The following is a 26,037-nucleotide window of genomic DNA, read 5'->3' on the forward strand; positions in this document are numbered from 1 at the left end:
AGACTCTCTCAGGCTTTCCTCCGGGCGCTTCCCTTCGGTCCTGCGCTTCCGACTCTACCAGACCGTTTCCCGGCCCGATTTCCTCGGCGCTTTCCGGGCTCCCGCTTTTGTTTCGCGGTTTCCTTTCCGGCGGTTCCGACTTTATCAGAAGTTCCGGGCCGGTCTGACCGGCCACTTATTTCCGATGCATTCGGGGTGCTTCTACGGAATCCAGTTCCGAGAGGCTCTATAGATACTAACCTTGCCGCCGACCGGTTCAGTCCAGTCCAGGCAACTGTTCGAATCTACCTCCCCACACGACCTGTGTCAACAGGTTTTGCGGGGCGAAGAGGAGACTAGCAGTTCATCCGCCGTACATGCACATCAGGCGGCGGTCGGCACCGTGGCGCTGCGTTCGGCTGCTTCGAGGTCGCCCGTGTCGCCGGCTCGGGCCGCCCTGCCGCCCAGGACGTAGACGTAGGCGAGGAAGACCAGCTCGGCAGTGATGCCGATGGTGATGCGGGACCAGGTGGGCAGGTCCGACGGGGTGACGAAACCTTCGATGGCACCGGAGACGAAGAGGACCAGGGCCAGGCCGATCGCCATGCCGAGGGCGGCCCGGCCCTCCTCTGCCAGAGCCGTGCGGCGAGGGCGGGAGCCGGGATCGATGACGCTCCAGCCGAGCCGGAGGCCGGTCCCCGCGGCTACGAAGACCGCGGTCAGTTCGAGCAGGCCGTGTGGGAGGACCAGGCCGAGGAAGGTGTCGAGTCGGCCCGCCGAGGACATCAGTCCGATGCCGACACCGAGGTTGAGCATGTTCTGGAAGAGGATCCAGAGGACCGGGAGACCGAGGAAGACCCCCAGGACCAGGCACATCGCGGCGGCCTGGGCGTTGTTCGTCCACACCTGGGCGGCGAAGGACGCTGCGGGGTGGCTGGAGTAGTAGGTCTCGTACTGACCGCCGGGGCGAGTGAGCGCACGGAGTTCGTCCGGGGCCGCGATGGAGGACTGGACTTCCGGGTGGGTGCCGATCCACCAGCCCAGGAGCGCCGCGAGTGCCGTGGAGGCCAGGGCGGTGGGGACCCACCAGTGGCGGGATCGGTAGACCGCCGCCGGGAAGCTCCGGGTGAGGAAGCGGGTGACGTCACGCCAGGAGGCTTTACGGGTGCCCGTGACGACACTGCGCGCGCGTGCCACCAGTTGGCTCAGTCGGCCGGTGAGCTGCGGGTCAGGTGCGCTGGACCGGATGAGGGAGAGGTGCGTGGCGGTGCGCTGGTAGAGGGTGACGAGTTCGTCGGCCTCGGTGCCCGTGAGGTTGCGGCGGCGCAGCAGGGCGTCGAGGCGGTCCCATTCGGCTCGGTGGGCGGAGACGAAGACGTCGAGGTCCATCGGGGTGCCTGCTCCTCGGCTGCTCGTCGGCGGACCGGTCGGGGTCAGCTTGTCGTACTGCGGCGCGATGCGCTCTCAGCTTGGCAGACTGGCCGGTGTCGCGGCAGGTCAGGGAAGGGGCGCGGGCATGAGCGAGCTGGTGACGGGTGAGGCGGTGGCGTTGGAGCTGCAGCCTGCCAGGCTGCCCAGCAGGGCGCTGGCCGTGTCGCTGGATCTGACCGTGGCTCTGGTGGCCTATGCGGCGGTGAGTGTCGCGTTGCTGGTGGCGACGGCGTCCCTGGACGAGGCGGCGCGCACGGCGGTGTCGATCGCCACGTTCCTGCTGGTGCTGGTGGGGGGTCCGATAGCGGTGGAGACCCTCAGCCATGGGCGGTCCCTCGGGAAGGCGGCCTGTGGGCTGCGGGTGGTGCGGGACGACGGGGGGCCGATCCGGTTCCGGCACGCGCTGGTACGGGGTGCGCTCGGGGTGGTGGAGATTCTGCTGACGGCCGGGGTGGTGGCGTGCGTCGCCTCGCTGGTGTCGGCGCGGGGGCGTCGGCTGGGTGATGTGTTCGCGGGAACGCTTGTGGTGCGGGAGCGGGTGCCCGCGGCGCGGGTGGGTTTCGTTCCGCCTCCTCCGCCGTGGCTGGCCGGGAGGTTCTCGGGGCTCGATCTGTCGGCGGTGCCGGACGGGCTGTGGTTGGCGGCCCGGCAGTACCTGGGGCGGATGAACCAGTTGGATCCGCAGGTGGGGTGGGCGATGGCGGAGCGTCTGGCCGGTGATCTCGCGGAGCGTACGGGGGCCGCGGTGCCGCCGGGGGTGGCGCCGGCCGCGTATGTGGCCGCGGTGGTGCAGGAGCGGCAGGTGCGGGAGGCGCGGCGGGCGTTCGGCGGAGGGCCGGTGGCGGGGCAGGGCTCGGCGGCCTGGGCCGGGCCGTCGGGCGCGCCGGTCCCGGGTCCGCCGGTCGTGCAAGGGGGTGTCGGGGCGGGTCGGGCGCCGGCTGCGGCGCCGGAGAGCGCTTCTCCGGTGGAGCCGCCGTCGGGTGAGCGGTCCGGCCCCGGGTTCGTCCCGCCCGCGTAGCCGTCGCCGGGGTGGGCTCAGTCGAAGGCCGACGGGGGCGACTCGAGGTCTTCCAGCTCGATGCCGGGCGCCGCGAGGACGACGTCCCCGGTGATGTGCACGCTGTGCTGTTCACCGGTGTCCAGGGCTGTGACCTGGTATTCGTCAACGGTCAGGGGCCCGTTGTCAGTGGTGTGTGCTTCTCTTCTCACCAAGGCCCAGGACTGGTCCACGGTGCGCGGGGCGAGGACCGGGTCGGTGAAGGCGACGAGGCGTACGCGGGTCGCGGACGCGGAGGGGGTGAGGCGCAGCAGGCGGGTGGTGGCGACGAGAAACGCGGGGGAGGTGCCGGTGAAGGCGTGGGCGGGGACGTTGCCTTCCGTGGCGTGGGTGCCGTTGGGGTCGGTTCGGACCCAGGTGACGCCGTCGAGGGCCGCGCCGCGTACCTGCCAGTCGCTCGCGTGGAGTTCGAGGCGGAGAGGGCGTCCGAGGGCGTCGAGCGTGAGGTCGACGGAGCCGTGGTGGTCGCCGGTGGGGGTGGTCAGCCGGGAGACATAGCGCCAGCCGGAGGGACCGGGGGCGCATTGGAAGTGTTCGTGTGCGAGGGGGGTGTGATCGTGCGGATCGTGGAGCGAATAGCGGCCGCGGGGCATGGGGGTCCTGGGGTGTGACGGTCTGGTCCGGTCACCTCGGCGTGCCGGGCCGGTGCGGGTGACGGCCGGTCCGGCCGGAGGCCGACGGGGCAGGCCCCCGACACGGGGGTGCGGGGGCCTGCCTCGGAGGACCTGGTGCTGAGGAGTGCGTTCGTGCGCGGACGTGCTCCTCAGCGGCCGGGTGGACTCAGTAGCGGTAGTGGTCCGACTTGTACGGGCCGTCGACGTCGACGCCGATGTACGAGGCCTGCTCGGGGCGGAGGGTCGTGAGCTTCACGCCGAGTGCGTCCAGGTGGAGGCGGGCGACCTTCTCGTCGAGGTGCTTGGGCAGGGTGTAGACGCCGGTCGGGTAGTCGCCGGGCTTGGTGAACAGCTCGATCTGGGCCAGGGTCTGGTCCGCGAAGGAGTTGGACATCACGAACGACGGGTGGCCGGTGGCGTTGCCCAGGTTCAGCAGGCGGCCCTCGGACAGCACGATGATCTTCTTGCCGTCGGGGAAGGTCCAGGTGTGGACCTGCGGCTTGATCTCGTCCTTGACGATGCCGGGGACCTTGGCGAGGCCGGCCATGTCGATCTCGTTGTCGAAGTGGCCGATGTTCCCGACGATGGCCTGGTGCTTCATCTTGGCCATGTCCGAGGCCATGATGATGTCCTTGTTGCCGGTCGTGGTGATGAAGATGTCGGCCTTGTCGACGACCTCGTCGAGGGTCGTGACCTGGTAGCCGTCCATCGCCGCCTGCAGCGCGCAGATCGGGTCGATCTCGGTGACGATGACGCGGGCGCCCTGGCCGCGCAGCGACTCCGCGCAGCCCTTGCCGACGTCGCCGTAGCCGAAGACGACGGCTGTCTTGCCGCCGATCAGGACGTCGGTGGCGCGGTTGATGCCGTCGATCAGCGAGTGACGGCAGCCGTACTTGTTGTCGAACTTCGACTTGGTGACCGCGTCGTTGACGTTGATCGCGGGGAACAGCAGGACGCCGTCGCGCTGCATCTCGTACAGGCGGTGGACGCCGGTGGTGGTCTCCTCGGTCACACCGCGGATCTCGGAGGCCAGCTGCGTCCACTTCTGGGAGCCGTCGGTGATGGTGCGGTTGAGGAGCTCGAGGATGACGCGGTGCTCGTCGTTCTCGGCGGTGTCGACCGAGGGGACCTTGCCGTCCTTCTCGTACTCGACGCCCTTGTGGACCAGCAGGGTGGCGTCACCGCCGTCGTCCAGGATCATGTTCGGGCCGCCGGTGGGGCTGTCCGGCCAGGTCAGCGCCTGCTCGGTGCACCACCAGTACTCCTCCAGCGTCTCGCCCTTCCAGGCGAAGACCGGAACGCCCTGCGGGTTGTCGGGCGTGCCGTCGGGGCCGACGGCGATGGCGGCGGCCGCGTGGTCCTGGGTGGAGAAGATGTTGCAGGAGGCCCAGCGGACCTGGGCGCCGAGCGCGACCAGGGTCTCGATGAGGACGGCGGTCTGCACCGTCATGTGCAGGGAGCCGGTGACGCGGGCGCCGGCGAGGGGCTGGGCCTCGGCGTACTCCCTGCGGATCGACATCAGGCCGGGCATCTCGTGCTCGGCGAGGGTGATCTCCTTGCGGCCGAACTCGGCCAGGGAGAGATCGGCGACCTTGAAGTCCTGCCGGTTGTCGACAGTGGTCATGTGGAGCTGCTCCTCGGGTTGGGGAGAGGTCTGGGTACGGCTGGTCTGCGCGGCGAGCGGACACAGGGGTGCCCCGTGGGGACACAGGCATGCCCGCGTGCGCGCAGCGCAGTCCGTCGGAGGCCCTCTCTCCCTCGGACGGTCCGTGTGCGACCGCCCGACCGCCATCAGCAGCGACGTCTGGCTCCGTTCCAAGCTACACCGGACGCGGCGGGCGGCCCCAGTCCGTCGGCGAACAGATCACGCCGATGTGACCGGCCTGGTCCGGGAAAGGCGGCGGGGCCCGCCGGTGGTCGGCGGGCCCCGTCGGGCGGTCCGGGCAGGTGGTCGGCCGGAAGGGGGGGCGGGGTCAGTGGTCGGCCGGGGGGTGGGCCGGGCCGCCCGGGGTGGCCTCGGGGTCGGGGCCCTTGGCGGCCTCGGTCTCGTTGTAGATGTCGGGCTCGAGGTAGATGACGCGGGCGATCGGGACGGCCTGGCGGATGCGGGACTCGGCGGCGTCGATGGCGTCGGCGATCTCCGTGGCGGTGCCGTCGTGCCGTACGGCGATCTTGGCCGCGACGAGGAGTTCCTCGGGGCCGAGGTGGAGCGTGCGCATGTGGATGATGCCGGTGACGGTCGCTCCGTCGACGACCGAGGCCTCGATCTTCTGGACGTCCTCGACGCCGGCCGCCTCGCCGAGCAGCAGGGACTTGGTCTCGGCGGCCAGGACGAGCGCGATGAGGATGAGCAGTACGCCGATGCAGAGGGTGCCGATGCCGTCCCAGACGCCGTCGCCGGTGGCCAGGGCGATGCCGACGCCGCCGAGGGCGAGGATGAGGCCGACGAGGGCGCCGAGGTCCTCCAGGAGGACGACGGGCAGTTCGGGTGCCTTGGCGTGGCGGACGAACTCCTTCCAGGACTTCTTGCCGCGCAGGGTGTTGGACTCCTTGATGGCCGTCCGGAAGGAGAAGGACTCGGCGATGATCGCGAAGACGAGGACGCCGACCGGCCAGTACCAGTGCTCGATCTCGTGCGGGTGCTTGATCTTCTCGTAGCCCTCGTAGATGGCGAACATGCCACCGACCGAGAACAGGACGATGGAGACGAGGAAGGCGTAGATGTAGCGCTCGCGGCCGTAGCCGAAGGGGTGTTGCGGGGTGGCCTCGCGCTGCGCCTTCTTGCCTCCGACGAGGAGGAGGGCCTGGTTGCCGGAGTCGGCGAGCGAGTGCACGGACTCGGCGAGCATCGACGACGAGCCGCTGAAGAGGAACGCCACGAACTTCGATACCGCGATCGCGAGGTTGGCGGCGAGTGCCGCAACGATCGCTTTGGTGCCGCCTGACGCGCTCATGTGGTCGCGTGGTCCCTTCGTCCTCGGGTCGTTCTCGGGGTCGTCCCGGGGCGGGTTCGGATGCCGCCCCTGGGTCGCCTCGTGCGGGTGCCGGCCGGGCTGTACGCCGTCTTCGGCTTTGCCCGACCTTTGCGGTGGGTCATTGTTGCAGTCCGGCCCGTCGTGCGTGTGCCCGGACGGGCGGGTGGGATGCGTCAGGCGATCACGGTGGCCCTGAAGACGGTGCCGGTTCCGGACACTTCGGCTGTTTCGCCCGCGGGGACGAAGACGGACCGACCGGGTGTCAGGTCGTGCTCGCCCGCCCGTACGGTGCCGGCCGTGCAGAGCAGGATCTGCGGGGTCGTCAGGGTGAGGTCGTGCGGGGCGGCGCCCTCGGGGAGGACGTAGCGGGAGAGGCGGAACTCGTCGATGGGGGTCTCGTAGACCTCCTCGCCGTCGGGGGCGGCCTCGGGGCGCAGGACGCCGGGATCACCGGACTCGAAGCGGACGACGCGCAGGAGTTCGGGGACGTCGACGTGCTTGGGGGTGAGGCCGCAGCGCAGGACGTTGTCGGAGTTGGCCATGATCTCGACGCCGAGGCCGTTGAGGTAGGCGTGCGGGATGCCTGCGCCGAGGAAGAGGGCCTCGCCCGGCTGGAGGCGGACGTGGTTGAGGAGCATCGCCGCGATGACGCCGGGGTCGCCGGGGTAGTGGTGGGCGAGGCCGGCGTAGGGGGCGTGGTCGCCGCCGAGCCGGTCGCAGGCAATGGTCGCGGCCGCGACCGTGCGGGCCATCTCGTCCGGGTCCGCGGTGAGGATCGCCGTCAGGACCTCGCGCAGGGCCGCCTCCTCGGGCTGGGCGTGCAGCAGGTCGACGTACGGCTTGAGGGAGTCGACGCCGAGGGCGTCGAGGAGGTCGGCGGCGCGGGCCGGGTCGCGGAAGCCGCAGAGGCCGTCGAACTCGGTCAGGGCGCAGATGAGTTCGGGTTTGTGGTTGGCGTCCTTGTAGTTGCGGTGCGGGGCGTCGGCGGGGATGCCGCGGCGTTCCTCGTCGGCGTGGCCCTCCTGGGCCTGGGTCAGATCGGGGTGGACCTGGAGGGAGAGGGGGGCGCCGGCGGCGAGGAGCTTGAGGAGGAAGGGGAGGCGGGGGCCGAACTTGGCGACGGTCTTCTCGCCCAGCTCCCGCTCGGGGGCGGCCTCGATGACCTCTCCGAGGGCGCCCCGGCCGGTGCGGGAGGGGGCGCCGGGGTGGGCGCCCATCCACATCTCGGCCTGGGGTTCGCCGGTGGGTTCGACGCCGAGCAGGTGCGGGATGGCGGTGGGGGAACCCCAGGCGTAGGGGCGGATGGTGTTGTCGAGGCGGTCCATGCGGGTGTCTGCCTGCCTGTTCTGTCTGTCCTGCGGTCGGGCGGGCGGCGGTCGGCTGCCGTTGCCGGCGGGCGGCCACCGGCCACCGGCGGTCATTGTCGGCCGTCAGGTGTGCGGCGGCCGGCCGGCTGCCTGCTGCTGTCCGGGGCGACGGTCCGTGCCGGCTTTCGGGGGCCGGGCGGACAGTCGTCGTCAGATCAGGCTCCCGAAGCGAGCGCCAGGTAAACGGCGGCGAAATCCGTCATGGCGATCAGTTCGGAGAGGGCGACGAGTTCGTCGCCGGCCTCCGGTTCCAGCTCGCTCATCGGTGTGTCGTGGCTGAGGGCCAGCTCGCGGGCGGCAGGGGCGGCGGTGAGGCCGCCGATCGGGCGGTCGCGCAGCAGCACCACGCGCGCGTGCAGGGCGGGCGCTTCCTCGACGCGGTCGCGGAAGAAGTCGTCCGGATCGGCGCCGGCGGCGAGCGGGCCGGCGAGCAGGGCGTTGTGCGCGGCGAGGGCCTCGGGGAGTTCGGCCACGAGGGAGGGGCGGCCGGCGAGTTCGGCGAGGGCGGCGGCGAAGCGGCGGCCCGCCGGACCGGCCGAGGTGCCCTCCGTCCAGATCACGGGGAGGGAGTCGGCGAGTTCGGCGGCCAGGGTCTTCGCGGGGTTGCTGTAGGTCGCGACGGCCGGGCCGCAGCGTTCGGCGACGTGGTCGAGGCGGTCGGCGACCTTCTCGAGTTCCTCGGGCGTAGCGGAGATCAGGGCGATGCGGTCCAGGAGCGCGAGCAGGGGGGTCAGGAGCGCCCACAGGACCCCCGGGGCGGAGGCCGCGACGGGGGGTTGCTCGTCCTGCTCGTACGGGGCGGTCGCCATCGGGACGAACAGGCCGTGCGCCGCGTCGGCGGCCTCGGCGAGCGGGGAGCCGGCGGGGGCCACGGCGACGACGGTGCAGCCGCGGCGGTACGCCTGCTCGGCGAGGAGGGAGAGGCCGGGCTCGGTGCCGTCGGGGGTGGTGATGAGGAGGAGGTCCACGGAGCCGGCCCAGCCGGGGAGTTCCCAGCGGAGGGCGCCCGCGGCGGGGGCCACGCCGGCGGGGGCGAGGCGGGTGACCGGGCAGGCGGCGCCGGCGAGTGTGCCGAGGAGGTCGGCGACGCAGGTGGCGGCGGCGCCGGGGCCCGCGAGGAGGATCGCGCGCGGGCGGCCGTCCGGTTCGAGCCGCTGCACGCCTGCCTCGGTGGCGTGCCGGACGGCGGTGCGGACGCGGGCGCCGGCCTCGGCCGCTCCCCGCAGGAGGGCGCGGTGGTCCGCCTCGGCCAGGGCCTCCGGCGTGTCGAGCAGCGATTCGTCGAGCATGGCGTCAGGTCTCCGATCGCCTGTGGTCGTCGGTGTGCGGGGCGCTGCGCGGGCGAGCGGTGCGGGTCGTCTTGCGTGCGGTCGCTCGCGTGCGTGTGGCCCAGCGTGCGGGTCGCGTCGTGTGCGCGTATCCCAGCGTGCGCGTGACCTCGTGTGAGCGTGGCCTCGCGTGCGCATCGTCTGGCGTGCGCATCGCGTGCGGGTCGCCTCGCGTGCGGGTCGCCTCGCGTGCGGTCGGCTTCGGCCCGTACGGCGGGCCGGGCACCGTTACGCGGGGCGGCGGGCCTCGTCGATGAGGAGGACGGGGATGCCGTCGCGGATCGGGTACGCCAGGCCGCAGTCCTGGCCTGTGCAGATCAGCTCGGTGTCCTGCTCCTTGAGGGGGGCGTGGCAGGCGGGGCAGGCGAGGATCTCCAGGAGGCCGGCTTCGAGCGGCATGGGGTGTCCTTTCGGAGTGGGTCCGGGGTGGATGTGGCTGGTGGGTCCGGGGTGGATGTGCCTGGTCAGGGTACCGCTGGTGGGGGTGGGGTGTGGGGTGGTCCGGTGCGGGGTTTGTCGCCCCCGCCGCCCCTTCCCGTCCCGTCCTGAAGGGGCTCTGCCCCTTCAGCGCCCCGCCAGGGGGATCCACCCCCTGGACCCCCGATCGGTCTGGACGGCCTCGTTCTCGAGCTCCCCCGGAGGGGATGCCCCGGACGGGTTGAAAGCACCCGGCGTCGACCAGCACGCACCCGTCCAAGAACCGCCCGCCGCGGACCGGCTCGGTGAAGGTGACCTCCAGGGCGCCGTCGACGAGTTCGGCCCTCACCTCGGTCTCGCCGCCGTGCGCGCCACCGGCGTCGACCAGCTCGGCCTCGTGCACACGCCACCGGCATCAACCGGCGCGCCCGTACGCGACCCACCGGCATCAACCGGCTCGGCCCCGTACGCGACCCGCCGACATCAACCGGCTCAGCCCCGTACGCGACCCGCCGACATCAACCGGCTCAGCCCCGTACGCGACCCGCCGACATCAACCGGCTCAGCCCCGTGCACACGCCACCGGTGTCGGCCAGCGTGCCGCGTCCGTGAACCGTCGGCGCGGCGATCTCGTGTCTCAGCCTCTGATGAGCGCCAGGACCTCGTCCCTGATCTTCCTCATCGTCGCCTCGTCGCGGGCCTCCGCGTTGAGGCGGAGGAGGGGTTCGGTGTTGGAGGGCCGGACGTTGAACCACCAGTCGGGGGTGGTGACCGTGAGGCCGTCCAGCTCGTCGAGGGTGGTGTCGGGGCGGGCGCCGTAGGTGGACCTGATCGCGGCGATGCGGGCCTTCTGGTCGTCGACCGTGGAGTTGATCTCGCCGGAGCCGGCATAGCGGTCGTACTGGGCGACGAGGGCGGACAGGGGGGTGTCCTGGCCGCCGAGGGCCGCGAGGACGTGGAGGGCGGCCAGCATGCCGGTGTCGGCGTTCCAGAAGTCCTTGAAGTAGTAGTGGGCGGAGTGCTCGCCGCCGAAGATCGCGCCGGTGCGGGCCATCTCCGCCTTGATGAAGGAGTGGCCGACGCGGGTGCGGACGGGGGTGCCGCCGTTCTCCCTGACGACCTCGGGGACGGTCCACGAGGTGATCAGGTTGTGGATGACGGTGCCCTTGCCGCCGTACCGGGCGAGTTCGCGGGCGGCCACGAGGGCGGTGATCGCGGACGGGGAGACCGGGTCGCCCTGTTCGTCGATCACGAAGCAGCGGTCGGCGTCACCGTCGAAGGCGATGCCGAGGTCGGCGCCCTCCTCGCGCACCCGCTTCTGGAGGTCGACGAGGTTGGCGGGGTCGAGGGGGTTGGCCTCGTGGTGGGGGAAGGTGCCGTCCAGTTCGAAGTACAGGGGGACGACGGTCAGGGGCAGGCCTTCGAGGACGGTGGGGACGGTGTGGCCGCCCATGCCGTTGCCCGCGTCGACGACGACCTTCAGGGGGCGGATGGAGGTGACGTCGACGAGGGAGCGGAGGTGGGCCGCGTAGTCGTCCAGCGTGTCCGCCCGTGTGATGGTGCCGGGCCGCGCGGCCGGTTCGGGGCCGGTCGTCTCGGACCAGGTCTGCACCAGTTCGCGGATCTGTGTCAGGCCGGTGTCCTGGCCGACCGGGGCGGCGCCGGCACGGCACAGCTTGATGCCGTTGTACTGCGCCGGGTTGTGCGAGGCGGTGAACATGGCGCCCGGCAGGTCCAGCGCGCCCGAGGCGTAGTACAGCTGGTCCGTGGAGCACAGGCCGATCTCGGTCACGTGCACGCCGCGTGCGGCCGCGCCACGGGCGAACGCGGCGGACAGGCCGGGGGACGAGGGGCGCATGTCGTGGCCGACGACGATCGCCTCGGCCTCGGTCACCTGGGCGAAGGCCGCCCCGAACAGTTCGGCCAGCGACTCGTCCCACTGATCCGGGACCACCCCGCGTACGTCGTACGCCTTCACGATCTGCGACAGATCAGCAGCCACGGCCAAACCTTCCTGAAAGTCTCGTCAGTCACCACAAACTACCCGGCGCGACCGACAGGCCGTCGCGGGTCCGCCGGCTCCGGCCCGCAGACGTGACGCGCGCCGTCACCTCAGGTCGGAGCCACGGGGAAGGGAAGCTTTCGATCCGGTTCCGTCCGCCGCGACGGCAGGGCCGTGGCCGTGCGTCGGCCGGACGGCACAGAGCGGGCGGGTCAGTTGTCCGGCGAGCGCAGCACCCGCAGGTGGCCGCGGCGGGCGACCTCCATCGGGTCCGCCCCGCGGCTCGCGCCGCCGGCGCCGGCCACGCGTCCCTGTGGGCGGGCCGCCTCACGGACGGCGTTGGCGAGCGCTTCGAGGTCGTCGCCGCTGGGACGGGTGGGAGCCGAACCGTCGAGGAGCCGGACGACCTCCCAGCCGCGCGGGGCGGTGAGGCGCTCGGAGTGCTCGGCGCACAGGTCGTAGCAGTGGGGTTCGGCGTAGGTGGCGAGCGGGCCGAGGACCGCGGTCGAGTCGGCGTAGACGTACGTCAGCGTCGCGACGGCGGGTCGGCCGCAGGCGGTTCGCGAACAGCGACGTACAGGGCTCACGATGTTGGACGGTACCGCACTCTTGAGCGGGCCGCGACGACTCTCCACCAGGTCACTCCACCGTGTCGGGTTGTGAAACGCCCCACAGACGACTCCAGTCATACCCCGCTGACCTGCGCGAACACCAGTCCTGAGGGTGAGGAAGGTGTCCAGGCCCGGTCGCCGGAGCGGACAAACACCGTCATTTGCCGCGAGTTCGACGGTCTCGGAGAGATACGGAATCGAGCCGGACCTTGGCCGGAACGGCCGTCCCGGGACATGCGGAGCGAGCGGCCGGACGGTGGCCGGGTTGCCGCGTGGAGCCGGGCGGCCGGTGGCGGCGGGGACTACTCTGCGGTGGTGATGGACAGCCCCGTACCGCCTCGTGCCGCAGCCCCCGGCCCTCGTCGTCGTGATCGCCACGGAAGAGGGATGCGCGGGCCGATCGCGCCCCCTCAGGTACCGCTGGCGGCGAGCCGCGGCGAGGTGTTCGCGGATCTGGTGCAGGACTCGGTGGACCGGCTGGAGCGGCGGTGGCCGCAGCTCGCCGACATCGACTTCGTGGTGCTCGAGGTGCCGCGGCTGGACGGTTCCGGGGAGCCGTGGAACGACGAGGCGGTTCCGCTGGGCGGCACGGTCTCCGCGCGGGACGGCCGCCGCGCGCGGGTGGTCGTCTACCGGCGGCCCGTCGAGATCCGCACCAAGGGGCGGGAGGAGCGGGCCGCGCTGGTGCACGAGATCGTCGTGGAACAGGTGGCGGAGTTGCTGGGGCTGACTCCGGAGACGGTCGATCCCCGCTACGACGAGGACTGAGCGCGCGGGCGGCCGCGCGCTCAGTCCTCGCCGTACTCACTTCTGCAGCACCGTCATGTCCTCGTCGGCTTCCGGTACCGCCACGGTGCCCCGGTCGTCCGGCAGGGTCTGGACGGTGAAGCCGGGGATGCCGCTCTCCGTCGCCGTCAGGGTGCGGGCGGCGTAGACGGGTGCGGCGGTGAGGTTCTCCACGGTCAGGGCGTAGGTGCCCTTGAGGCCCGCGGGGACCGGGAGCGGGACGTCCTGGGTGGTGCCCTGCTTGATCGTGTACGTCTTGGAGACCGCGGTGCCTCCGCCGGTGCCCGCCGACGCGGTGACCTCGACCTTGGCGGTGGCGGTGGGCGCGGTCAGGGAGAGCGTGGCGTCCTTGGCTCCGTTGCCGGCGACGGACGCGCGCGTGCCGACCGGGCCGGTGGCGGGGATGAACGCCGACTCCTGCTTGTCGCCCTTGCCGCGCACGACCCGGACGGCCGCGACGACCGGCGCCGACCCGTCGGTGGGTGTCAGGACCAGCGAGCCGGCCTCCCCGCGCGTGACGTCACCCAGGTCGAGGGCGGTCGTCATGCCTCCCTTGACGTGCATCGTCTCCTGGCCGGCGGGGGTGATCAGGCCGGTGGGGGAGGCGAGTTGCACCTTGAGGTCGGCGTCGGCGTTGCCCGGCGCGAAGGCGACGAGGCGGACCGCCGTGGCGTCCTTGGGGATGCCGGGGACGACCAGGGTGCCCGCGGGGTCGGTGGACGCGGCCAGCCAGTCGCCGCCGAGCTTGTCGTCCAGGGCCTGTACGGCGGCGCCGACGCGGCCGCTGCGGACGTTCACGTGGACGGTCAGGTCGTCCTGCTTCTCGCCGGTGAGGGTGGACAGCAGGATGGGCTTGCTGGAGTGCGCCGGGATCGTCAGACCTTCGCCGACCGTGGTCGTGACGGTGCCGTCCTTGCCGAACAGCTCGATGTCTGCGACGGCCGCGGAGTCGTCGGGATTGACGAGGTGGACGTAGTCCGTGCGGTCGGCCGCGGTGCTGACGCCCGGGAACCAGAACTCCGTGTCCGGGGCGGTGCAGGTGACGCCGAGCAGGCCGCGGCCGTTGCCGGCGGTGACCTGGGTGGTCTGCTGGACCGTCCAGCCGGGCGCGAACCTGCCTTCGGCGGTGCCCACGAGCGCGGGCTCGTCGGCGCCGGAGGTCTCGGCGGTGACGGGGGTGCCGGGCGCCTTGGGGGTCAGGACCGGCTCGGCCGCGGTCTTCTGGTCGTCGGCTTTCTTGTCGTCGGCCTTCTCGCCGTCGGCCGCCTTGTCGGTGTCCGTCTCGCCGGTGCCGGTCCCGTCCGTGTTCTCGTCGTCCCCGGCCGGCTCCCCGGTGTCCTCGTCGACGGCCGTGTCCGTCGACTCTTCGGAGACGGCGAGGAGTTCGGCCGAGCCGTCGCTTCCGGTGCCCTTGGTGACGGGGGTGAACGACGTGTACGTCGTCTCGGCGAGGTCGGAGGCGCTGGGTGCCGGGCAGAGCAGGCCGGTGCGCTCCACGGGCAGGACCGCGGCCGCCTCGGCGGTGTCCGTGCCGGACGCGTCCGGCTCGCTGAGCGTGGCGAAACCGGTGACGGCGGCCAGTGCGACCGTGCCGGCGATCAGGGACAGGGTGGTGCGGTTCACTGCTGGCTCCCGTCGGGGCGCTCGCTGCCGGTGCCGTGGGGGTGCTGCGCCGGGTCGTGTGCGGGGTCGTGGCCGCCCTGCTGGTACGCCGACGGGTCGTAGCTCTGCTGGTAGGCCCGGTCGTACGCGGCGGTGGCCTCGGGCCGGGCCTCGTAGGCGTACGGGTCGTACCGGCCCGCCTGGTACGGGTCGTAGGAGGCCTGGTCGTAGTTTCCGGCCGCGTACTGCTGGGGGACGCCCTGGTACTGCTCGTTACCGTAGGCGTCGTACCGGGTGGGCGGGTCGGCCGGCGCCTCCCAGTCGTCGTAGGACTGCTGGTGCGGCACCGCGGCCGGGGTCTCCTCGGGCGCGGGGGGTGTGACGTCCTCGTCCCGGCCGGGGTCCTCGGATTCGGCCTGGGCGCGCAGGCGGCGGGCGCGGCGGCCCTCGCCCTCGACGGCCCGGGCCGGGACGGGCTGCTCCTCGGGGAGGTCGTCGTCGACGTCGCGGCGGCGCCCGGGCAGGGCGAGGACGACCAGGACGAGGGCGAGGAGGCCCTGCGCCCACAGCCAGGCGGTGTGGCCGAACGGGTCGTCGTAGGTGACGTCCAGGCGGCCGCCGGAGGCGGGCAGTTCGAAGCCCTGGGCCCAGCCGTCGACGGTGGTGCGGGTGAGCGGCTCGCCGTCGAGGGTGGCGGTCCAGCCGTCGGCGGCGGCGTCGGCCAGGCGCAGGATCCGGCCGTCGGCGCCCGCGGGGACCGTGGTGTGGATGTCGACCGGTCCTGCGGCGACCGCCGTCGGGGTGCCCTTGCCGGAGTCGGTGACGATCGCCGCGCGGGAGACCTCCTGGTCGACGCGCCACAGGGCGCTGTCGTCCTGCTGGCTGAGCCGGGACAGGCCGGGGGTGGCGTCCAGGACGCGGGTGACCTCGCGGGGCGCCCCCTTGTGGACGAGGACGTAGCGGACGGCGAACTTGCCGAGCTGGTCGGCCTGGTCGGCGCCGGAGCCGGCGACGAGGTTGGCGACGACCTTGCCGAGGGGGGCGTTCTCCCCCCCGGCCGTGGCGAGTTCGGCGTCGCCCATGCGGGCGCCGGAGCCGCGGACCAGCATGTAGCCGACGTGCGCGGCGGAGTCGCTTTCCAGGACGAGGGTGCGGGCCTGGTCGCGGGTGTTGCTCTCCTCGGCGACGAACGCGGGCACCTGGACCGGGGTGCGGCGCTCCAGGGGGCCGTCGGCGCCGCCGAGCATCCAGCCCGCGGCGACGAGCAGCGGACCCGCGGCCGAGGCGAAGGCGATGAGGGCGGCGACCGGCTGGCGCCAGCCGAAGCTCTGCTCGGCGACACGCGTGCGTGCGCCGTCGGCGCCCATGAGGGCGGCGGCGAGCAGGCCGATGCCGTAGACGAGGGTGGCGGGGCCGGCCCAGGCGGAGGTGTTGGACAGGACCGCGAAGACGAGGCCGACCAGGGCGACCGCCCAGGCCGTCCAGATGCCGAACTGGCGCTCCGTGCGCAGCAGGGCGGCCAGTGCGGCCAGGACGACGCCGATGAGCATCAGGCCGCTGACCGTGCCGGGGCCGCCGGGGCTGATGCCGAGCAGGTCGGTCGCGGAGGCCGCCGAGGGGCCGTACTCCAGGCCGGCTTCGGTGAAGAAGCCGAGCGGGAGCAGCGACAGCGACCAGGGCGCGAGGACCAGCAGGGGGGTGCCGAGCTGGACCAGGAAGCGCAGGCCGTGGGCGGGGATGTCGGTGCGGCGCACGGCGAGGACGGCGAGGCCGAGGACCAGCGCGATGGGCCAGACGATCGGCGTGAAGGCGGTGGTGAGCGTCAGCAGCAGGGCGTACGCCCAGGTGGCGCGCCAGCTGCCGCGAGCGCCGGAGGTGTGGGCGAGGCCGCTCGCGGCGATGCCCGCGCGGGCGATGAGCGGCAGCAGGACGGCCAGGACGGCGGTGCCGATGCGGCCGCCCGCGAGGGCGCCGGTGGCGGCGGGCAGGAAGGCGTAGACGACGGCGCCCCACGCGCGCAGCAGGCTCGACCCGATGAGCGGGCGGGAGGCGAAGTAGGCGGTGAGGCCCGCCAGCGGCACCGAGCAGACCAGCAGCACGGTGACGGCGAGGCCGGTCGAGCCGAACAGCAGGGAGGCCAGGAGGGCGACGACCGCGAGGTACGGCGGGGCGGACGGGGTGCCGCCGGCGCCGACCGGGTGCCAGGCGTCGAGGTAGCGCGACCACAGTTCGGAGGCGTCGGCCGGGGCGGGCAGCATGGCCCCTCCGGCGAGGGCGCCGCCGCCCAGGAGGTTGCGGCAGGCGACCAGGGAGACCAGCAGCAGCACCAGGAAGAGCACCGGGCCCGGTTTGCGGGCGATGCGCTTGAGGCGGGCGAACTGTTCGACCTCGAGGAAGTCGGCGTCGTCGCCGCCGGGCCCCGACTCGACGGCGCCGCCGTGCCGGCCGGCTCCGGTCGTGGTCTCGGTGTCGGTGGCGCCGAAGAGGTTGCCCGCCACCTGTTCGACAGTGGCCCGTACGGTCGCGCCGGGCGGCGGGAACAGCGGGCGCAGTTCGTCCTTGTCGATCTGGGAGCTGCCGCGCCGGCGCCGTCCGGCGATGATCCGCTCGGGTCGCAGCAGGGTGCCCAGCAGACCGCGGATCTCGTCGAGGGCCTGTCCGGGGACCTTGCCGACGAGGTTGGCGACGGTCCGCAGGAGGGTTCCGACGACCAGGCGGACCAGGATCCAGGGCAGCAGGGCCGTACGGCTGTTGACGAGGAGGGTGTAGACGGCGCCGGCCTTGTCGACCTTGTGGGGGGAGGACGTGGTGCGGCCCGCGCAGTCGACGGCGCGCCGCTCGCGGGAGGCGGCCTCGGCGTGCCGGACGACGGCGTCGGGGGCGACGAGGACGCGGTGGCCTGCGGCGTGCGCCCGCCAGCACAGGTCGATGTCGTCGCGCATGAGGGGCAGCCGGCGGTCGAAGCCGCCGAGTTCCTCGAAGACGTCGCGGCGGACGAGCATGCCGGCGGTGGACACGGCCAGCACGGAACGCACGTGGTCGTGCTGGCCCTGGTCCTGTTCGCGGCGGTCCAGGCCGGTCCAGCGGCGGCCGGAGTGGGCGATGGTGACGCCGACCTCGAGGAGCTGGCGGCGGTCGTACCAGCCGCGGAGCTTGGGGCCGACGACGGCGACGTCGTCACGGCCCAGTGCGAGTTCGTTCTCCACGACGCGCAGCAGTTCGGCCAGGGCGTCGGGTTCGGGCGCGCAGTCGTCGTGCAGCAGCCACAGCCACTGGACGGGTTCGCCGTGCGGGAGGTCGGGCAGGTCGTAGGCGTCGTCGTGCCAGGTGCGCGTGACGGGGTCCCAGCCGCTCGGGCGTCTGAGGTACGGCAGTTCGTCGGGGGTGAGGACCGGGGCGGTCCGGCTCGCCTCCTCGACGGCCTGGCCGAAGCCGGTGCGCCGGGCGAGGTGCAGGACGTGGTCGGCGCCGAGGGCGTCGGTGACCAGCTGGGCCGAGTCGTCCGCGCTGCCGGTGTCGGCGGCCACGACGGCCTGGACGGGACGCTCCTGGCCGAGCAGCCCGGCGAGCGCGTCGGGCAGCCAGCGGGCGCCGTCGTGGGAGACGAGGACCGCGGTCACCACGTGGCGCGGGAACTCAGGAGTGGCAGCGTCGCGTTGACCTGCCGTTTGGCTGTGCACGGACATCGAGGTACGGGCCCCGGTTCGGTGGACTGCGGTGGACGCCTGCGCCGCACGGGGGCGGCGGGGCGTCTCGGACGAGCGCCCACACTATCGGCTGTGCACGACGGCGGCCCGCCGCCTGTGGACAAGCCGCCCGCGACGGGCCGTTCGAAGTCCGGGCCGGGCCGTGCTCAGACGGCCGCCTTCTTCAGTCGGCGGCGCTCCCGCTCGGACAGTCCGCCCCAGATGCCGAATCTCTCGTCGTTGGCAAGGGCGTACTCGAGGCATTCGGAGCGGACCTCACAGGCGAGGCAGACCTTCTTGGCCTCGCGGGTGGAGCCGCCCTTCTCGGGAAAGAAGGACTCGGGGTCGGTCTGGGCGCACAGTGCGCGCTCCTGCCAGCCGAGTTCCTCGTCCGTGTCGTCGACGTCGACCAGCAGTTGCTGCACCAGCTCGGTCATGTGCGCCCCTCGCTCTGTCTTTCGCGTCCCCGTGACGTGGCCGTTACCGATGTCGGCTGAACGACACGAGTGAAATTACAAGTGTGCTGCTCCGGGCGAGTCAAGCTGAGATCTGCTATTGGGCCTCTTATTCACTCTGCGGAACCAAGGCCATGCGTTAAGTGTTCAAATCGTCATAAACCTTGACACGCAGATGAGGCCCCGGAGGGCCTCCGCCCCACACAGTTCCTGTGCGGGAAGGACGCCCAGGGGGGCGATCTCGTTCCGACACGCGCCCGGAAGCGAACCGGATCACAGTCGGACCACGGGATCGCAACGGGTCCTCGCGCCCGGCTTGTGCGCCATGTGTCCCGGTGAGGGCATGCACAAACCTTTCACCTCGCAGATGAACCTGATGAGGTGAACCGGTCTCGCCCGACGGCTGCCGAGTTGACACCGAGGGTGTAAACCGCTGTCCTTGTGGGCATGCTCGCGAACTTGGCGCTCACCTCGACCCGTACCGCCGGGTCCCACGGTGCTGCCCGGGCGCGCTGTAGCTGTTGTCGCCGTTCCAGCTGTTGAGCCTGTTCCGTCGCTCCGGCTGCTCCTGAGTCCGACCTCGACTCGGCTGCCTGTTCCACGCCCTCACCAGGGCACCCCTCTCGCCCGTGATCCGGGCGGACGGCACGTGACACCCAGCCCCCCGCCTCTTCTCCCGCCGAGGACCACCGCATCCCATGAACAGCGACAGCGACCTCCAGATCGCCGGCGACATCCTCGAAGTCCCGCACCTCCTCCAGGCCCCCCGCGAGCACCCGGCCACCGTCGCCGAGTTCGCCGGCCTGGCCCGGTCCATCGCCGCCGACCGCTCCCAGTGGGAGCACCTCGTCCGGTACGACGCGACCAGCCGCTGGTACCACCGGCTGCGCACCGGCCCCGGCTACGAGGTGTGGCTGCTGTCCTGGGTGCCCGGACAGGGCACCGGACCGCACGGCCACGGCCGTTCCTCCGGGGTGCTGACCGTCCTGGAGGGCACGCTGACCGAGCGCACGGAGCACGGCACGCGCGCGTTGTCCGCGCGTCCGGTGGGGGCCACCGGGCCCGAGCGGAGCCGGGAGTGGGGGAGGGTGTTCGCTCCGGGGTACGTCCACGAGGTGGTCAACGACACGCTGGAGCCGGCCGTGAGCCTGCACGTGTACTTCCCCGGCCTGACGGAGATGCCTATGCACGCGGCGCCGTCCTGCGAGGGGCGTGCCGTCACCGCGTGACCCGTCGCCCACCGGCCGGGGGCGGTGGGCGGTGACTGTGTGACGGGTTGTCGTACCCGCCTGCAAGACTTGGCGCATGCGCATTGTGGTTCTGGCAGGCGGCATCGGTGGTGCCCGGTTCCTGCGCGGTCTGAAGCGGGCCGCGCCGGACGCGGACATCACGGTCATCGGCAACACCGGGGACGACATCCACCTCTTCGGGCTGAAGGTCTGCCCGGACCTCGACACGGTGATGTACACGCTCGGCGGCGGCATCGACGAGGAGCAGGGCTGGGGGCGGGCCGACGAGACGTTCCGCGTCAAGGAGGAGCTCGCGGCCTACGGCGTGGGACCCGAGTGGTTCGGGCTGGGCGACCGGGACTTCGCCACGCACATCGTGCGGACGCAGATGATCGGCGCCGGGTATCCGCTCAGCGCGGTCACCGAGGCGCTCTGCGACCGGTGGAAGCCGGGGGTCCGGCTGATCCCGATGAGCGACGACCGCGTCGAGACGCATGTCGCCGTCGAGGTGGACGGCGAGCGCCGGGCCGTCCACTTCCAGGAGTACTGGGTGCGGCTGCGGGCGTCGGTGCCGGCCGAGGCGATCGTGCCGGTCGGCGCCGAGCAGGCGAAGCCCGCGCCCGGTGTGCTGGAGGCGATCGCCGAGGCGGACGTCATCGTCTTCCCGCCGTCGAACCCGGTCGTGTCCATCGGCACGATCCTCGCCGTGCCCGGCATCCGTGAGGCGATCGCCGAGGCCGGGGTGCCGGTGGTGGGCCTCTCCCCCATCGTCGGGGACGCGCCCGTGCGCGGGATGGCCGACAAGGTGCTGGCGGCGGTCGGCGTCGAGTCGACGGCCGCCGCGGTCGCCGAGCACTACGGCTCGGGGCTGCTGGACGGCTGGCTCGTGGACACCGTCGACGCGGGTTGCGTGGCGCGGATCGAGGCCGCCGGGATCCGCTGCCGGGCCGTCCCGCTGATGATGACGGACGTCGAGGCGAGCGCGCGGATGGCCGCGGAGGCGCTGGCGCTGGCCGAGGAGGTGCGGGGCGCGTGAGCGCGGAGACCGGTTACCGGGTCTGGGCCGTCGGCGGGCTGCCCGAGGTGCGGGCCGGCGACGACCTCGCCAAGCTGATCGCCGCCGCCGAGCCGGGGCTCGCCGACGGGGACGTCCTGCTGGTGACCTCGAAGATCGTGTCCAAGGCGGAAGGACGCGTCGTGCGGGCGGACGACCGGGAGGCCGCCATCGACGCGGAGACCGTGCGGGTCGTGGCCCGCCGCGGGGCGCTACGGATCGTCGAGAACCGGCAGGGCCTGGTCATGGCGGCCGCCGGCGTCGACGCCTCCAACACCCCCGCGGGGACCGTACTGCTGCTGCCCGAGGATCCGGACGCCTCCGCGCGCGCGATCCGCGACGGGCTGCGCGACACGCTCGGCGTCGACGTCGGAGTCCTCGTCACCGACACCTTCGGGCGGCCCTGGCGCGCGGGACTCACCGATGTGGCGATCGGCGCCGCGGGCGTCCGCGTGCTGGACGACCTGCGGGGCGGCACGGACGCGTACGGCAACCCGCTCGGCGCCACCGTCGTCGCCACGGCGGACGAGCTGGCCGCCGCGGGCGATCTGGTCAAGGGGAAGGCCGCGGGGCTGCCCGTGGCCGTGGTGCGGGGTCTGCCCCAGGTCATGGCCGACGGCGACGGGGAGGGCGCCCGTGCCATGGTGCGCGGCGCGCGCGACGACATGTTCCGGCTCGGGACGTCCGAGGCCGTACGGCTGGCGGTCACCCAGCGGCGGACCGTGCGCTCCTTCACCGACGAGCCGGTCGATCCCGGCGCGCTGCGGCGGGCCGTGGCCGCCGCCCTGACGGCGCCGGCGCCGCATCACACGACGCCGTGGCGGTTCGTGCTCCTGGAGTCGGCGGGCTCCAGGGTCCGGCTGCTGGACGCCATGCGGGACGCGTGGATCGAGGACCTGCGGCGGGACGGCAGGTCCGAGGAGTCGATCGCCAAGCGGGTGCGGCGCGGGGACGTCCTGCGCAACGCGCCCTGTCTGGTCGTGCCGTGCCTGGTGATGGACGGCTCGCACACCTACGGCGACGCGCGGCGGGACGCGGCCGAGCGGGAGATGTTCGTCGTCGCGACCGGGGCCGGGGTGCAGAACTTCCTCGTCGCGCTGGCCGGGGAGCGGCTGGGGTCCGCGTGGGTGTCGTCGACCATGTTCTGCCGGGACGTGGTGAGGAAGGTGCTGGAGCTGCCCGGGGACTGGGATCCGATGGGGGCGGTGGCGGTCGGGCATCCGGCGGAGGAGCCGAAGGTCCGGGGTGTGCGGGAGGTGGCGGGCTTCGTGGAGGTGCGGTGACCCTCGGGCGGTTTCGCGCCTACCCTCGTAGGGCTCCGGTCGTCGCGTGGCGCGGCCCCTCCCGGTCCGCTCGCCCGACCCCGCCCAGCTAGGACCTCACCCGTGGCAGGACGCTTCGATCCCCGGCCCGCGCTCCCCCACCGCCTGAAGGGCGTGGGAGGGGCCCCCGTGCCCGTGCGCGGCGGGACTGCCGGCGGGGGCGCCGGGGTGTCCCGGCAGGTGTCCGCGGCCGGGCGGGTACGGACCTGGGTGCCGGACGGGCCGCTCGATCTCGGGCTGGTGCTGGGGCCGCTCCGGCGTGGGCCCGCGGACCCGACGTTCCGGGCGATGCCCGACGGGTCGGTGTGGCGGGCCAGCCTGACGCCCGGCGGGCCGGGGACGCTGCGGGTCTCGGTGGTGCCCGGTGAGAGCGCGGTGCGCGGGGAGGCCTGGGGGCCGGGGGCCGAGTGGCTGCTGGAGCGGTTGCCGGAGTTGCTCGGGGCCGCGGACGATCCCGGCGCCTTCGTGGCCCGGCACCGGCTGGTGGCCACGACCCGGCACCGGCGGCCGGGGCTGCGGCTGCTGCGGACCGGGCTGGTGCTGGAGTCGTTGATCCCGTCGGTCCTGGAGCAGAAGGTCACGACGGTCGAGGCGTACCGGGCGTGGCGGACGCTGGTGCGCAAGTTCGGGGAGCCGGCGCCCGGACCCGCGGCGGGTGGACGGCTGTGGGTGATGCCGGCGCCGCGGACCTGGGCGCTGATCCCCTCGTGGGAATGGCACCGGGCCGGAGTCGACGACAAGCGGGCGTCGACGGTCCTGCGGGCCGTGCGGGTCGCCGGGCGGCTGGAGGAGACGGTCCGGATGCCGCCGGATCGGGCGCAGGCCCGGCTGGAGGCCGTGCCGGGGATCGGGCCGTGGACGTCCGCGGAGGTCGTGCAGCGCAGTCACGGGGCGGCGGACGCCGTGACCGTGGGGGATCTGCATCTGCCGGGGATCGTGGGGTGGGCACTGGCGCGGGACAGGTACGCGGACGATGCGGTGATGCTGGCGTTGCTGGAGCCGTACGCGGGGCAGCGGCACCGGGCCGCGCGGTTGATCCTGTTGAGCGGGAGGACGCCCGAGCGGCGGGGTCCCCGGATGCCGGTGGGGGACATCGGGAGGCTCTGAGGAGAGGCACCGGGGGATGTTCCACCCCCGCCGCCCCTGCCTCCACCGCTCTCCTCCGCCTCCACCGCTCGGGCGGGTTGAACGACGGGGCGGCTACCGGTCCGAGGAGAATCTCAGGGCCGCCGCCGGGATTCTCGCGTCGCACCACACTCTCGCCCCGTCACGGAGTTCGTTGTCGGCGCCGATCACCGCGCCGTCGCCGATGACCGTGCCGGTGAGGACCGAGCGTTCGCCCACGCGGGCCCGGGTGCCGATGAGGGAGTCGGTGATGACCGCGCCGGGTTCGATCACCGCGCCGGGCAGGATCGTCGAGCCGAAGACGCGCGCGCCCTCCGCGACGAACGCGCCCTCGCCGACCACCGTGCCGCCGGTCAGCTTGGCGTCGGGCGCGACCGTGGCCGTCGGCAGGATCAGGCGGTCGCCGCAGCGGCCGGGGACCGCGGGGGACGGGGCACGGCCGAGCACCAGGTCCGCCGAGCCCCGGACGAAGGCCGCCGGGGTGCCCAGGTCCAGCCAGTACGTCGAGTCGACCATTCCCTGGAGGTGGGCGCCGGCGGACAGGAGGCCGGGGAACGTCTCGCGTTCCACCGAGACCGGGCGGCCGGCCGGGATCGTGTCGATGACCGAGCGGCGGAAGACGTAGGCGCCCGCGTTGATCTGGTCGGTGACGATCTCCTCGGGGGTCTGGGGCTTCTCCAGGAAGGCCAGCACCCTGCCCGTGTCGTCCGTGGGGACCAGGCCGTACGCCCTGGGGTCCGTCACCCTCGTGAGATGCAGCGAGACGTCCGCCGCCGTCTCCTCGTGGGTGGCCACCAACCGTTTGATGTCCAGGCCGGTGAGGATGTCGCCGTTGAAGACGAGTACCGGTTCGTCGGGGCCCGAGCGGAGCCGGGACGCGACGTTGCGGATGGCGCCGCCGGTGCCGAGGGGCTCCTCCTCCGTGACGTACTCGATGTGGAGGCCCAGCGACGAGCCGTCGCCGAAGTACGGCTCGAAGACCTCGGCCAGATAGCTCGTCGCGAGGACGATGTGGTCCACGCCCGCCGCTCTCGCCCGCGCCAGCTGGTGCGTGAGGAACGGCACCCCCGCCGCCCTGACCATGGGCTTGGGCGTGTGCACCGTGAGCGGGCGCAGCCGGGTGCCCTTGCCGCCGACCAGGAGGATCGCTTCTGTCACCTTCGTCTCTGCTTCCTGCCGGGACCGGCCGAACTGTCTTTCGGCCGGCCAGTGTATGCAGACGGTGGTGCGGCAACTTCGATGGCCGTGCGGTGTCCCACGCGCAGTCCCCCCGACGGCTATGGACGGTGCCCCCCGCTGAACGTGTCCCCGTACCGCCGGAGCCCGGCGGGGCCTCCCCGGCCCCGGGGCTCCGGTTTCTCGACGTCAGCGGCCCTGGTAGCCGGCCGCGGTCGTACGGGCCGAGCCGAGCTTGCCGTAGAGCTGCCGTCCTGGGCATTCCGTGGCGAAGCCGTCCCGGTGTCCGGAGATCACGTTCAGTCGTACGTTCTTACCTTTTCGGTAGAGATTGCCACCGCCGGACTTCAGGTATGTCTTTCCGTTCGGATCGGCGCCGGACAGACCCAGCTTCCATGCCGTGAGGCGGGCGATGCCCTTGACCGCCGCGGCGGTCGGCTTGGTGGACGTGAACGTGCCGAGGACGGCGATTCCCATGCTGTTGCTGTTGAAGCCGAGGGTGTGGGCACCCAGGACCGGCTTCGCCACGCCCCCCGCGCGGCCCTCGTAGATGGTGCCGCACTTGTCGACGAGGAAGTTGTAGCCGATGTCCCGCCACCCCATGCTCTTGACGTGGTAGCGGTAGATACCGCGGATGAGGGACGGGACCTGTGAGCACTTGTACGTGTTCCCCGAGGCCGTGTGGTGCACGAAGGCGGCCTTGACCTTCGTGGTGTACACGAAGTTCTTCTCCCGCAGCTTCTCGTCGGCGCCCCAGCCGCGGCGCGTGACGATGCCGGGGCGGGGACCGATGTACGGCTTCGCGCGCTGAGCCGTCGTCAGTTCGCCGGAGCGGAGGGTGAGGAGTTCGCGTTCGGTGCCCGCGAGGTCGAGGGCGGGGATCTCGGTGGTGCCGAGGGGGGCGAGGGCGGCGTTGGTGACGGAGGCCTCCACCGGCTCGGCCGTCGTGCCGGCGGCCGGCTCCGCCGCCGTGCCCGCCGCCGTGTCGGCCGCCGCGCCCGCCACCGCGTCAGCAGGGGCGTCGACCGGAACGCCGGCCGCGGCCTGAGCGGGCGCGGCCCGGCCGCGGAGCGGGCCCACGGGGGCGGGGGCGGGGGCGGTGCTGCCGGGGTCGACGAGTTCCAGGCGCATCCCCGCGGGGAGTCCGAGGGACGAGGACATGGTGCGGGAGCCGTCCGCGGTGTCCTCCGTACGCCGCTCAGCGTCCGGGCTGACGCGGACCTCGACGCCGTCCGACTCCCCCACCCACAGCGGGGCGGTGGCGCCGCGGACGTGGCCCGAGGCGCGTTCGGGTGTGTCGGGGTCGGCGCCGTGGTCGGCGTTGTGCGTCTCGACGTCCTGCCAGCCGGACCAGGTGCCGGTGCCGGCGGCGCGCGTACGGACCTGGACGCGGCCGTGCAGTTCGGCGTCCGGGTCGTCCCAGACGACGCCGAGGAGGGAGAAGGACCTTACGTCGCGGGGCGGCAGGCCCTGTTCGGCTCCGGTGCCGCCGCCGGCGCGGTCGCGGGCGAGGGGGGTCAGGGGCAGCGACTGGGTGCTGCCGGCGAGCGGGGCGGCGGGGCCGGCGGGCCGGGCCGCGGCGGGCGCCGCCTGCGCGGTCGACGCCGGACGCGTCGTCACCGCGGAGGCGGGGGGCGTCAGCGGGAGGGCCAGCGCGGCCGCACAGGTGACGCCGATCGAGGAAGCAAGCAGTCCACGCATGCCACCGATCGTGGACATAGTCATACATTTCTGTCCATCGGGGTCTTGACGGGGTGCCGGAGGGCGTTCGGCCGAACCGGTGGCCCGGCGGCGGGCGTTCACCCGAGGGCTGCGCGTACG

At 72.9% G+C, this 26,037-nt stretch carries 20 protein-coding genes; 6 read left to right on the plus strand and 14 right to left on the minus strand.

All coding sequences use genetic code 11. The annotated features are described in order from the left end of the window. Positions 1–363: 363 nt before the first annotated feature. On the minus strand, positions 364–1,368 hold the full coding sequence (locus tag ACGFQC_RS21465; RefSeq protein ID WP_363086483.1) for a stage II sporulation protein M: 1,005 nt from the start codon (positions 1,366–1,368) through the stop codon (positions 364–366). Positions 1,369–1,495: 127 nt separating this feature from the next. Between ACGFQC_RS21465 and ACGFQC_RS21470 the strand changes: the two genes are divergently transcribed. Next, positions 1,496–2,428 (plus strand): RDD family protein, encoded by a 933-nt coding sequence (locus ACGFQC_RS21470; RefSeq protein ID WP_363086484.1) that lies wholly within the window; start codon positions 1,496–1,498, stop codon positions 2,426–2,428. A gap of 17 nt (positions 2,429–2,445) precedes the next feature. Here the strand turns inward: ACGFQC_RS21470 and ACGFQC_RS21475 are convergent, their stop codons facing one another. The 8 genes from ACGFQC_RS21475 to ACGFQC_RS21510 all read right to left on the minus strand — a co-directional run bounded on the left by ACGFQC_RS21475 (position 2,446) and on the right by ACGFQC_RS21510 (position 11,805). Further along, on the minus strand, positions 2,446–3,060 hold the full coding sequence (locus tag ACGFQC_RS21475) for a hypothetical protein (protein WP_363086485.1): 615 nt from the start codon (positions 3,058–3,060) through the stop codon (positions 2,446–2,448). A gap of 187 nt (positions 3,061–3,247) precedes the next feature. Further along, a complete protein-coding gene (gene ahcY, locus ACGFQC_RS21480) occupies positions 3,248–4,705 on the minus strand; it encodes an adenosylhomocysteinase (protein WP_363086486.1) in 1,458 nt (485 codons plus the stop codon). Positions 4,706–5,054: 349 nt separating this feature from the next. Continuing rightward, a complete protein-coding gene (locus tag ACGFQC_RS21485) occupies positions 5,055–6,035 on the minus strand; it encodes a cation diffusion facilitator family transporter (RefSeq protein ID WP_363086487.1) in 981 nt (326 codons plus the stop codon). 194 nt (positions 6,036–6,229) lie between these two features. Beyond that, a complete protein-coding gene (gene manA, locus ACGFQC_RS21490; protein WP_363086488.1) occupies positions 6,230–7,381 on the minus strand; it encodes a mannose-6-phosphate isomerase, class I in 1,152 nt (383 codons plus the stop codon). Positions 7,382–7,578: 197 nt separating this feature from the next. After that, on the minus strand, positions 7,579–8,712 hold the full coding sequence (locus ACGFQC_RS21495) for an SIS domain-containing protein (protein ID WP_363086489.1): 1,134 nt from the start codon (positions 8,710–8,712) through the stop codon (positions 7,579–7,581). 267 nt (positions 8,713–8,979) lie between these two features. After that, on the minus strand, positions 8,980–9,150 hold the full coding sequence (locus tag ACGFQC_RS21500; RefSeq protein WP_150471318.1) for a Trm112 family protein: 171 nt from the start codon (positions 9,148–9,150) through the stop codon (positions 8,980–8,982). A 655-nt stretch (positions 9,151–9,805) separates the two neighbouring features. Continuing rightward, positions 9,806–11,170 (minus strand): phosphomannomutase/phosphoglucomutase, encoded by a 1,365-nt coding sequence (locus ACGFQC_RS21505; RefSeq protein WP_363086490.1) that lies wholly within the window; start codon positions 11,168–11,170, stop codon positions 9,806–9,808. A 212-nt stretch (positions 11,171–11,382) separates the two neighbouring features. Next, positions 11,383–11,805 carry a DUF3499 domain-containing protein gene (locus ACGFQC_RS21510; RefSeq protein WP_363086491.1) on the minus strand — a complete coding sequence of 141 codons (423 nt, stop codon included), beginning with the start codon at positions 11,803–11,805 and terminating at the stop codon, positions 11,383–11,385. Between the two features lie 294 nt (positions 11,806–12,099). Here ACGFQC_RS21510 and ACGFQC_RS21515 point away from each other — a divergent pair, with 294 nt between their 5' ends. Further along, a complete protein-coding gene (locus ACGFQC_RS21515) occupies positions 12,100–12,549 on the plus strand; it encodes a metallopeptidase family protein (RefSeq protein ID WP_363086912.1) in 450 nt (149 codons plus the stop codon). 36 nt (positions 12,550–12,585) lie between these two features. Here the strand turns inward: ACGFQC_RS21515 and ACGFQC_RS21520 are convergent, their stop codons facing one another. The 3 genes from ACGFQC_RS21520 to ACGFQC_RS21530 form a co-directional block, all read right to left on the minus strand. Next, positions 12,586–14,190, minus strand: a complete 1,605-nt coding sequence (locus ACGFQC_RS21520; protein ID WP_363086492.1) for a DUF5719 family protein — start codon at positions 14,188–14,190, stop codon at positions 12,586–12,588. Beyond that, positions 14,187–17,855, minus strand: a complete 3,669-nt coding sequence (locus ACGFQC_RS21525) for a glycosyltransferase (protein WP_363086493.1) — start codon at positions 17,853–17,855, stop codon at positions 14,187–14,189. Before ACGFQC_RS21525 ends, ACGFQC_RS21520 begins: the two co-directional genes overlap by 4 nt. Before the next feature lie 167 nt (positions 17,856–18,022). After that, positions 18,023–18,292 (minus strand): WhiB family transcriptional regulator, encoded by a 270-nt coding sequence (locus tag ACGFQC_RS21530; protein ID WP_363086494.1) that lies wholly within the window; start codon positions 18,290–18,292, stop codon positions 18,023–18,025. Between the two features lie 716 nt (positions 18,293–19,008). On the opposite strand from ACGFQC_RS21530, the gene ACGFQC_RS21535 reads away from it, so the two are divergent. The 4 genes from ACGFQC_RS21535 (at position 19,009) to ACGFQC_RS21550 (ending at position 23,022) form a co-directional block, all read left to right on the plus strand. Beyond that, positions 19,009–19,539: a cysteine dioxygenase family protein gene (locus ACGFQC_RS21535; RefSeq protein ID WP_363086495.1), complete on the plus strand. Its 531-nt coding sequence runs from the start codon at positions 19,009–19,011 to the stop codon at positions 19,537–19,539. A 76-nt stretch (positions 19,540–19,615) separates the two neighbouring features. Beyond that, positions 19,616–20,575: a 2-phospho-L-lactate transferase gene (gene cofD, locus ACGFQC_RS21540; protein ID WP_363086496.1), complete on the plus strand. Its 960-nt coding sequence runs from the start codon at positions 19,616–19,618 to the stop codon at positions 20,573–20,575. Beyond that, complete coding sequence (locus tag ACGFQC_RS21545) at positions 20,572–21,876, plus strand: coenzyme F420-0:L-glutamate ligase (RefSeq protein ID WP_363086497.1); 1,305 nt, start codon at positions 20,572–20,574, stop codon at positions 21,874–21,876. Before cofD ends, ACGFQC_RS21545 begins: the two co-directional genes overlap by 4 nt. A gap of 102 nt (positions 21,877–21,978) precedes the next feature. After that, complete coding sequence (locus ACGFQC_RS21550; protein ID WP_393288515.1) at positions 21,979–23,022, plus strand: DNA-3-methyladenine glycosylase family protein; 1,044 nt, start codon at positions 21,979–21,981, stop codon at positions 23,020–23,022. Between the two features lie 93 nt (positions 23,023–23,115). Here ACGFQC_RS21550 and ACGFQC_RS21555 read toward each other — a convergent pair whose 3' ends face one another. Both ACGFQC_RS21555 and ACGFQC_RS21560 read right to left on the minus strand, forming a co-directional pair. Then, on the minus strand, positions 23,116–24,198 hold the full coding sequence (locus tag ACGFQC_RS21555; RefSeq protein ID WP_363086498.1) for an NDP-sugar synthase: 1,083 nt from the start codon (positions 24,196–24,198) through the stop codon (positions 23,116–23,118). A 207-nt stretch (positions 24,199–24,405) separates the two neighbouring features. Next, positions 24,406–25,917 (minus strand): peptidoglycan recognition protein, encoded by a 1,512-nt coding sequence (locus ACGFQC_RS21560; RefSeq protein WP_363086499.1) that lies wholly within the window; start codon positions 25,915–25,917, stop codon positions 24,406–24,408. Positions 25,918–26,037: the final 120 nt, after the last annotated feature.

Source organism: Streptomyces sp. NPDC048734, assembly GCF_043198675.1.
In the GTDB taxonomy this organism is placed as follows: Bacteria; Actinomycetota; Actinomycetes; order Streptomycetales; family Streptomycetaceae; genus Streptomyces.

Excerpts from the sequence above, each read along its gene's own strand:
- ACGFQC_RS21465 (WP_363086483.1), bottom strand. The coding sequence starts at position 1,368 with ATGGACCTCGACGTCTTCGTCTCCGCCCACCGAGCCGAATGGGACCGC.
- ACGFQC_RS21470 (WP_363086484.1), top strand. The coding sequence starts at position 1,496 with ATGAGCGAGCTGGTGACGGGTGAGGCGGTGGCGTTGGAGCTGCAGCCT.
- ACGFQC_RS21475 (WP_363086485.1), bottom strand. The coding sequence starts at position 3,060 with ATGCCCCGCGGCCGCTATTCGCTCCACGATCCGCACGATCACACCCCC.
- ahcY (WP_363086486.1), bottom strand. The coding sequence starts at position 4,705 with ATGACCACTGTCGACAACCGGCAGGACTTCAAGGTCGCCGATCTCTCC.
- ACGFQC_RS21485 (WP_363086487.1), bottom strand. The coding sequence starts at position 6,035 with ATGAGCGCGTCAGGCGGCACCAAAGCGATCGTTGCGGCACTCGCCGCC.
- manA (WP_363086488.1), bottom strand. The coding sequence starts at position 7,381 with ATGGACCGCCTCGACAACACCATCCGCCCCTACGCCTGGGGTTCCCCC.
- ACGFQC_RS21495 (WP_363086489.1), bottom strand. The coding sequence starts at position 8,712 with ATGCTCGACGAATCGCTGCTCGACACGCCGGAGGCCCTGGCCGAGGCG.
- ACGFQC_RS21500 (WP_150471318.1), bottom strand. The coding sequence starts at position 9,150 with ATGCCGCTCGAAGCCGGCCTCCTGGAGATCCTCGCCTGCCCCGCCTGC.
- ACGFQC_RS21515 (WP_363086912.1), top strand. The coding sequence starts at position 12,100 with ATGGACAGCCCCGTACCGCCTCGTGCCGCAGCCCCCGGCCCTCGTCGT.
- ACGFQC_RS21525 (WP_363086493.1), bottom strand. The coding sequence starts at position 17,855 with ATGTCCGTGCACAGCCAAACGGCAGGTCAACGCGACGCTGCCACTCCT.
- ACGFQC_RS21530 (WP_363086494.1), bottom strand. The coding sequence starts at position 18,292 with ATGACCGAGCTGGTGCAGCAACTGCTGGTCGACGTCGACGACACGGAC.
- ACGFQC_RS21535 (WP_363086495.1), top strand. The coding sequence starts at position 19,009 with ATGAACAGCGACAGCGACCTCCAGATCGCCGGCGACATCCTCGAAGTC.
- cofD (WP_363086496.1), top strand. The coding sequence starts at position 19,616 with ATGCGCATTGTGGTTCTGGCAGGCGGCATCGGTGGTGCCCGGTTCCTG.
- ACGFQC_RS21560 (WP_363086499.1), bottom strand. The coding sequence starts at position 25,917 with ATGCGTGGACTGCTTGCTTCCTCGATCGGCGTCACCTGTGCGGCCGCG.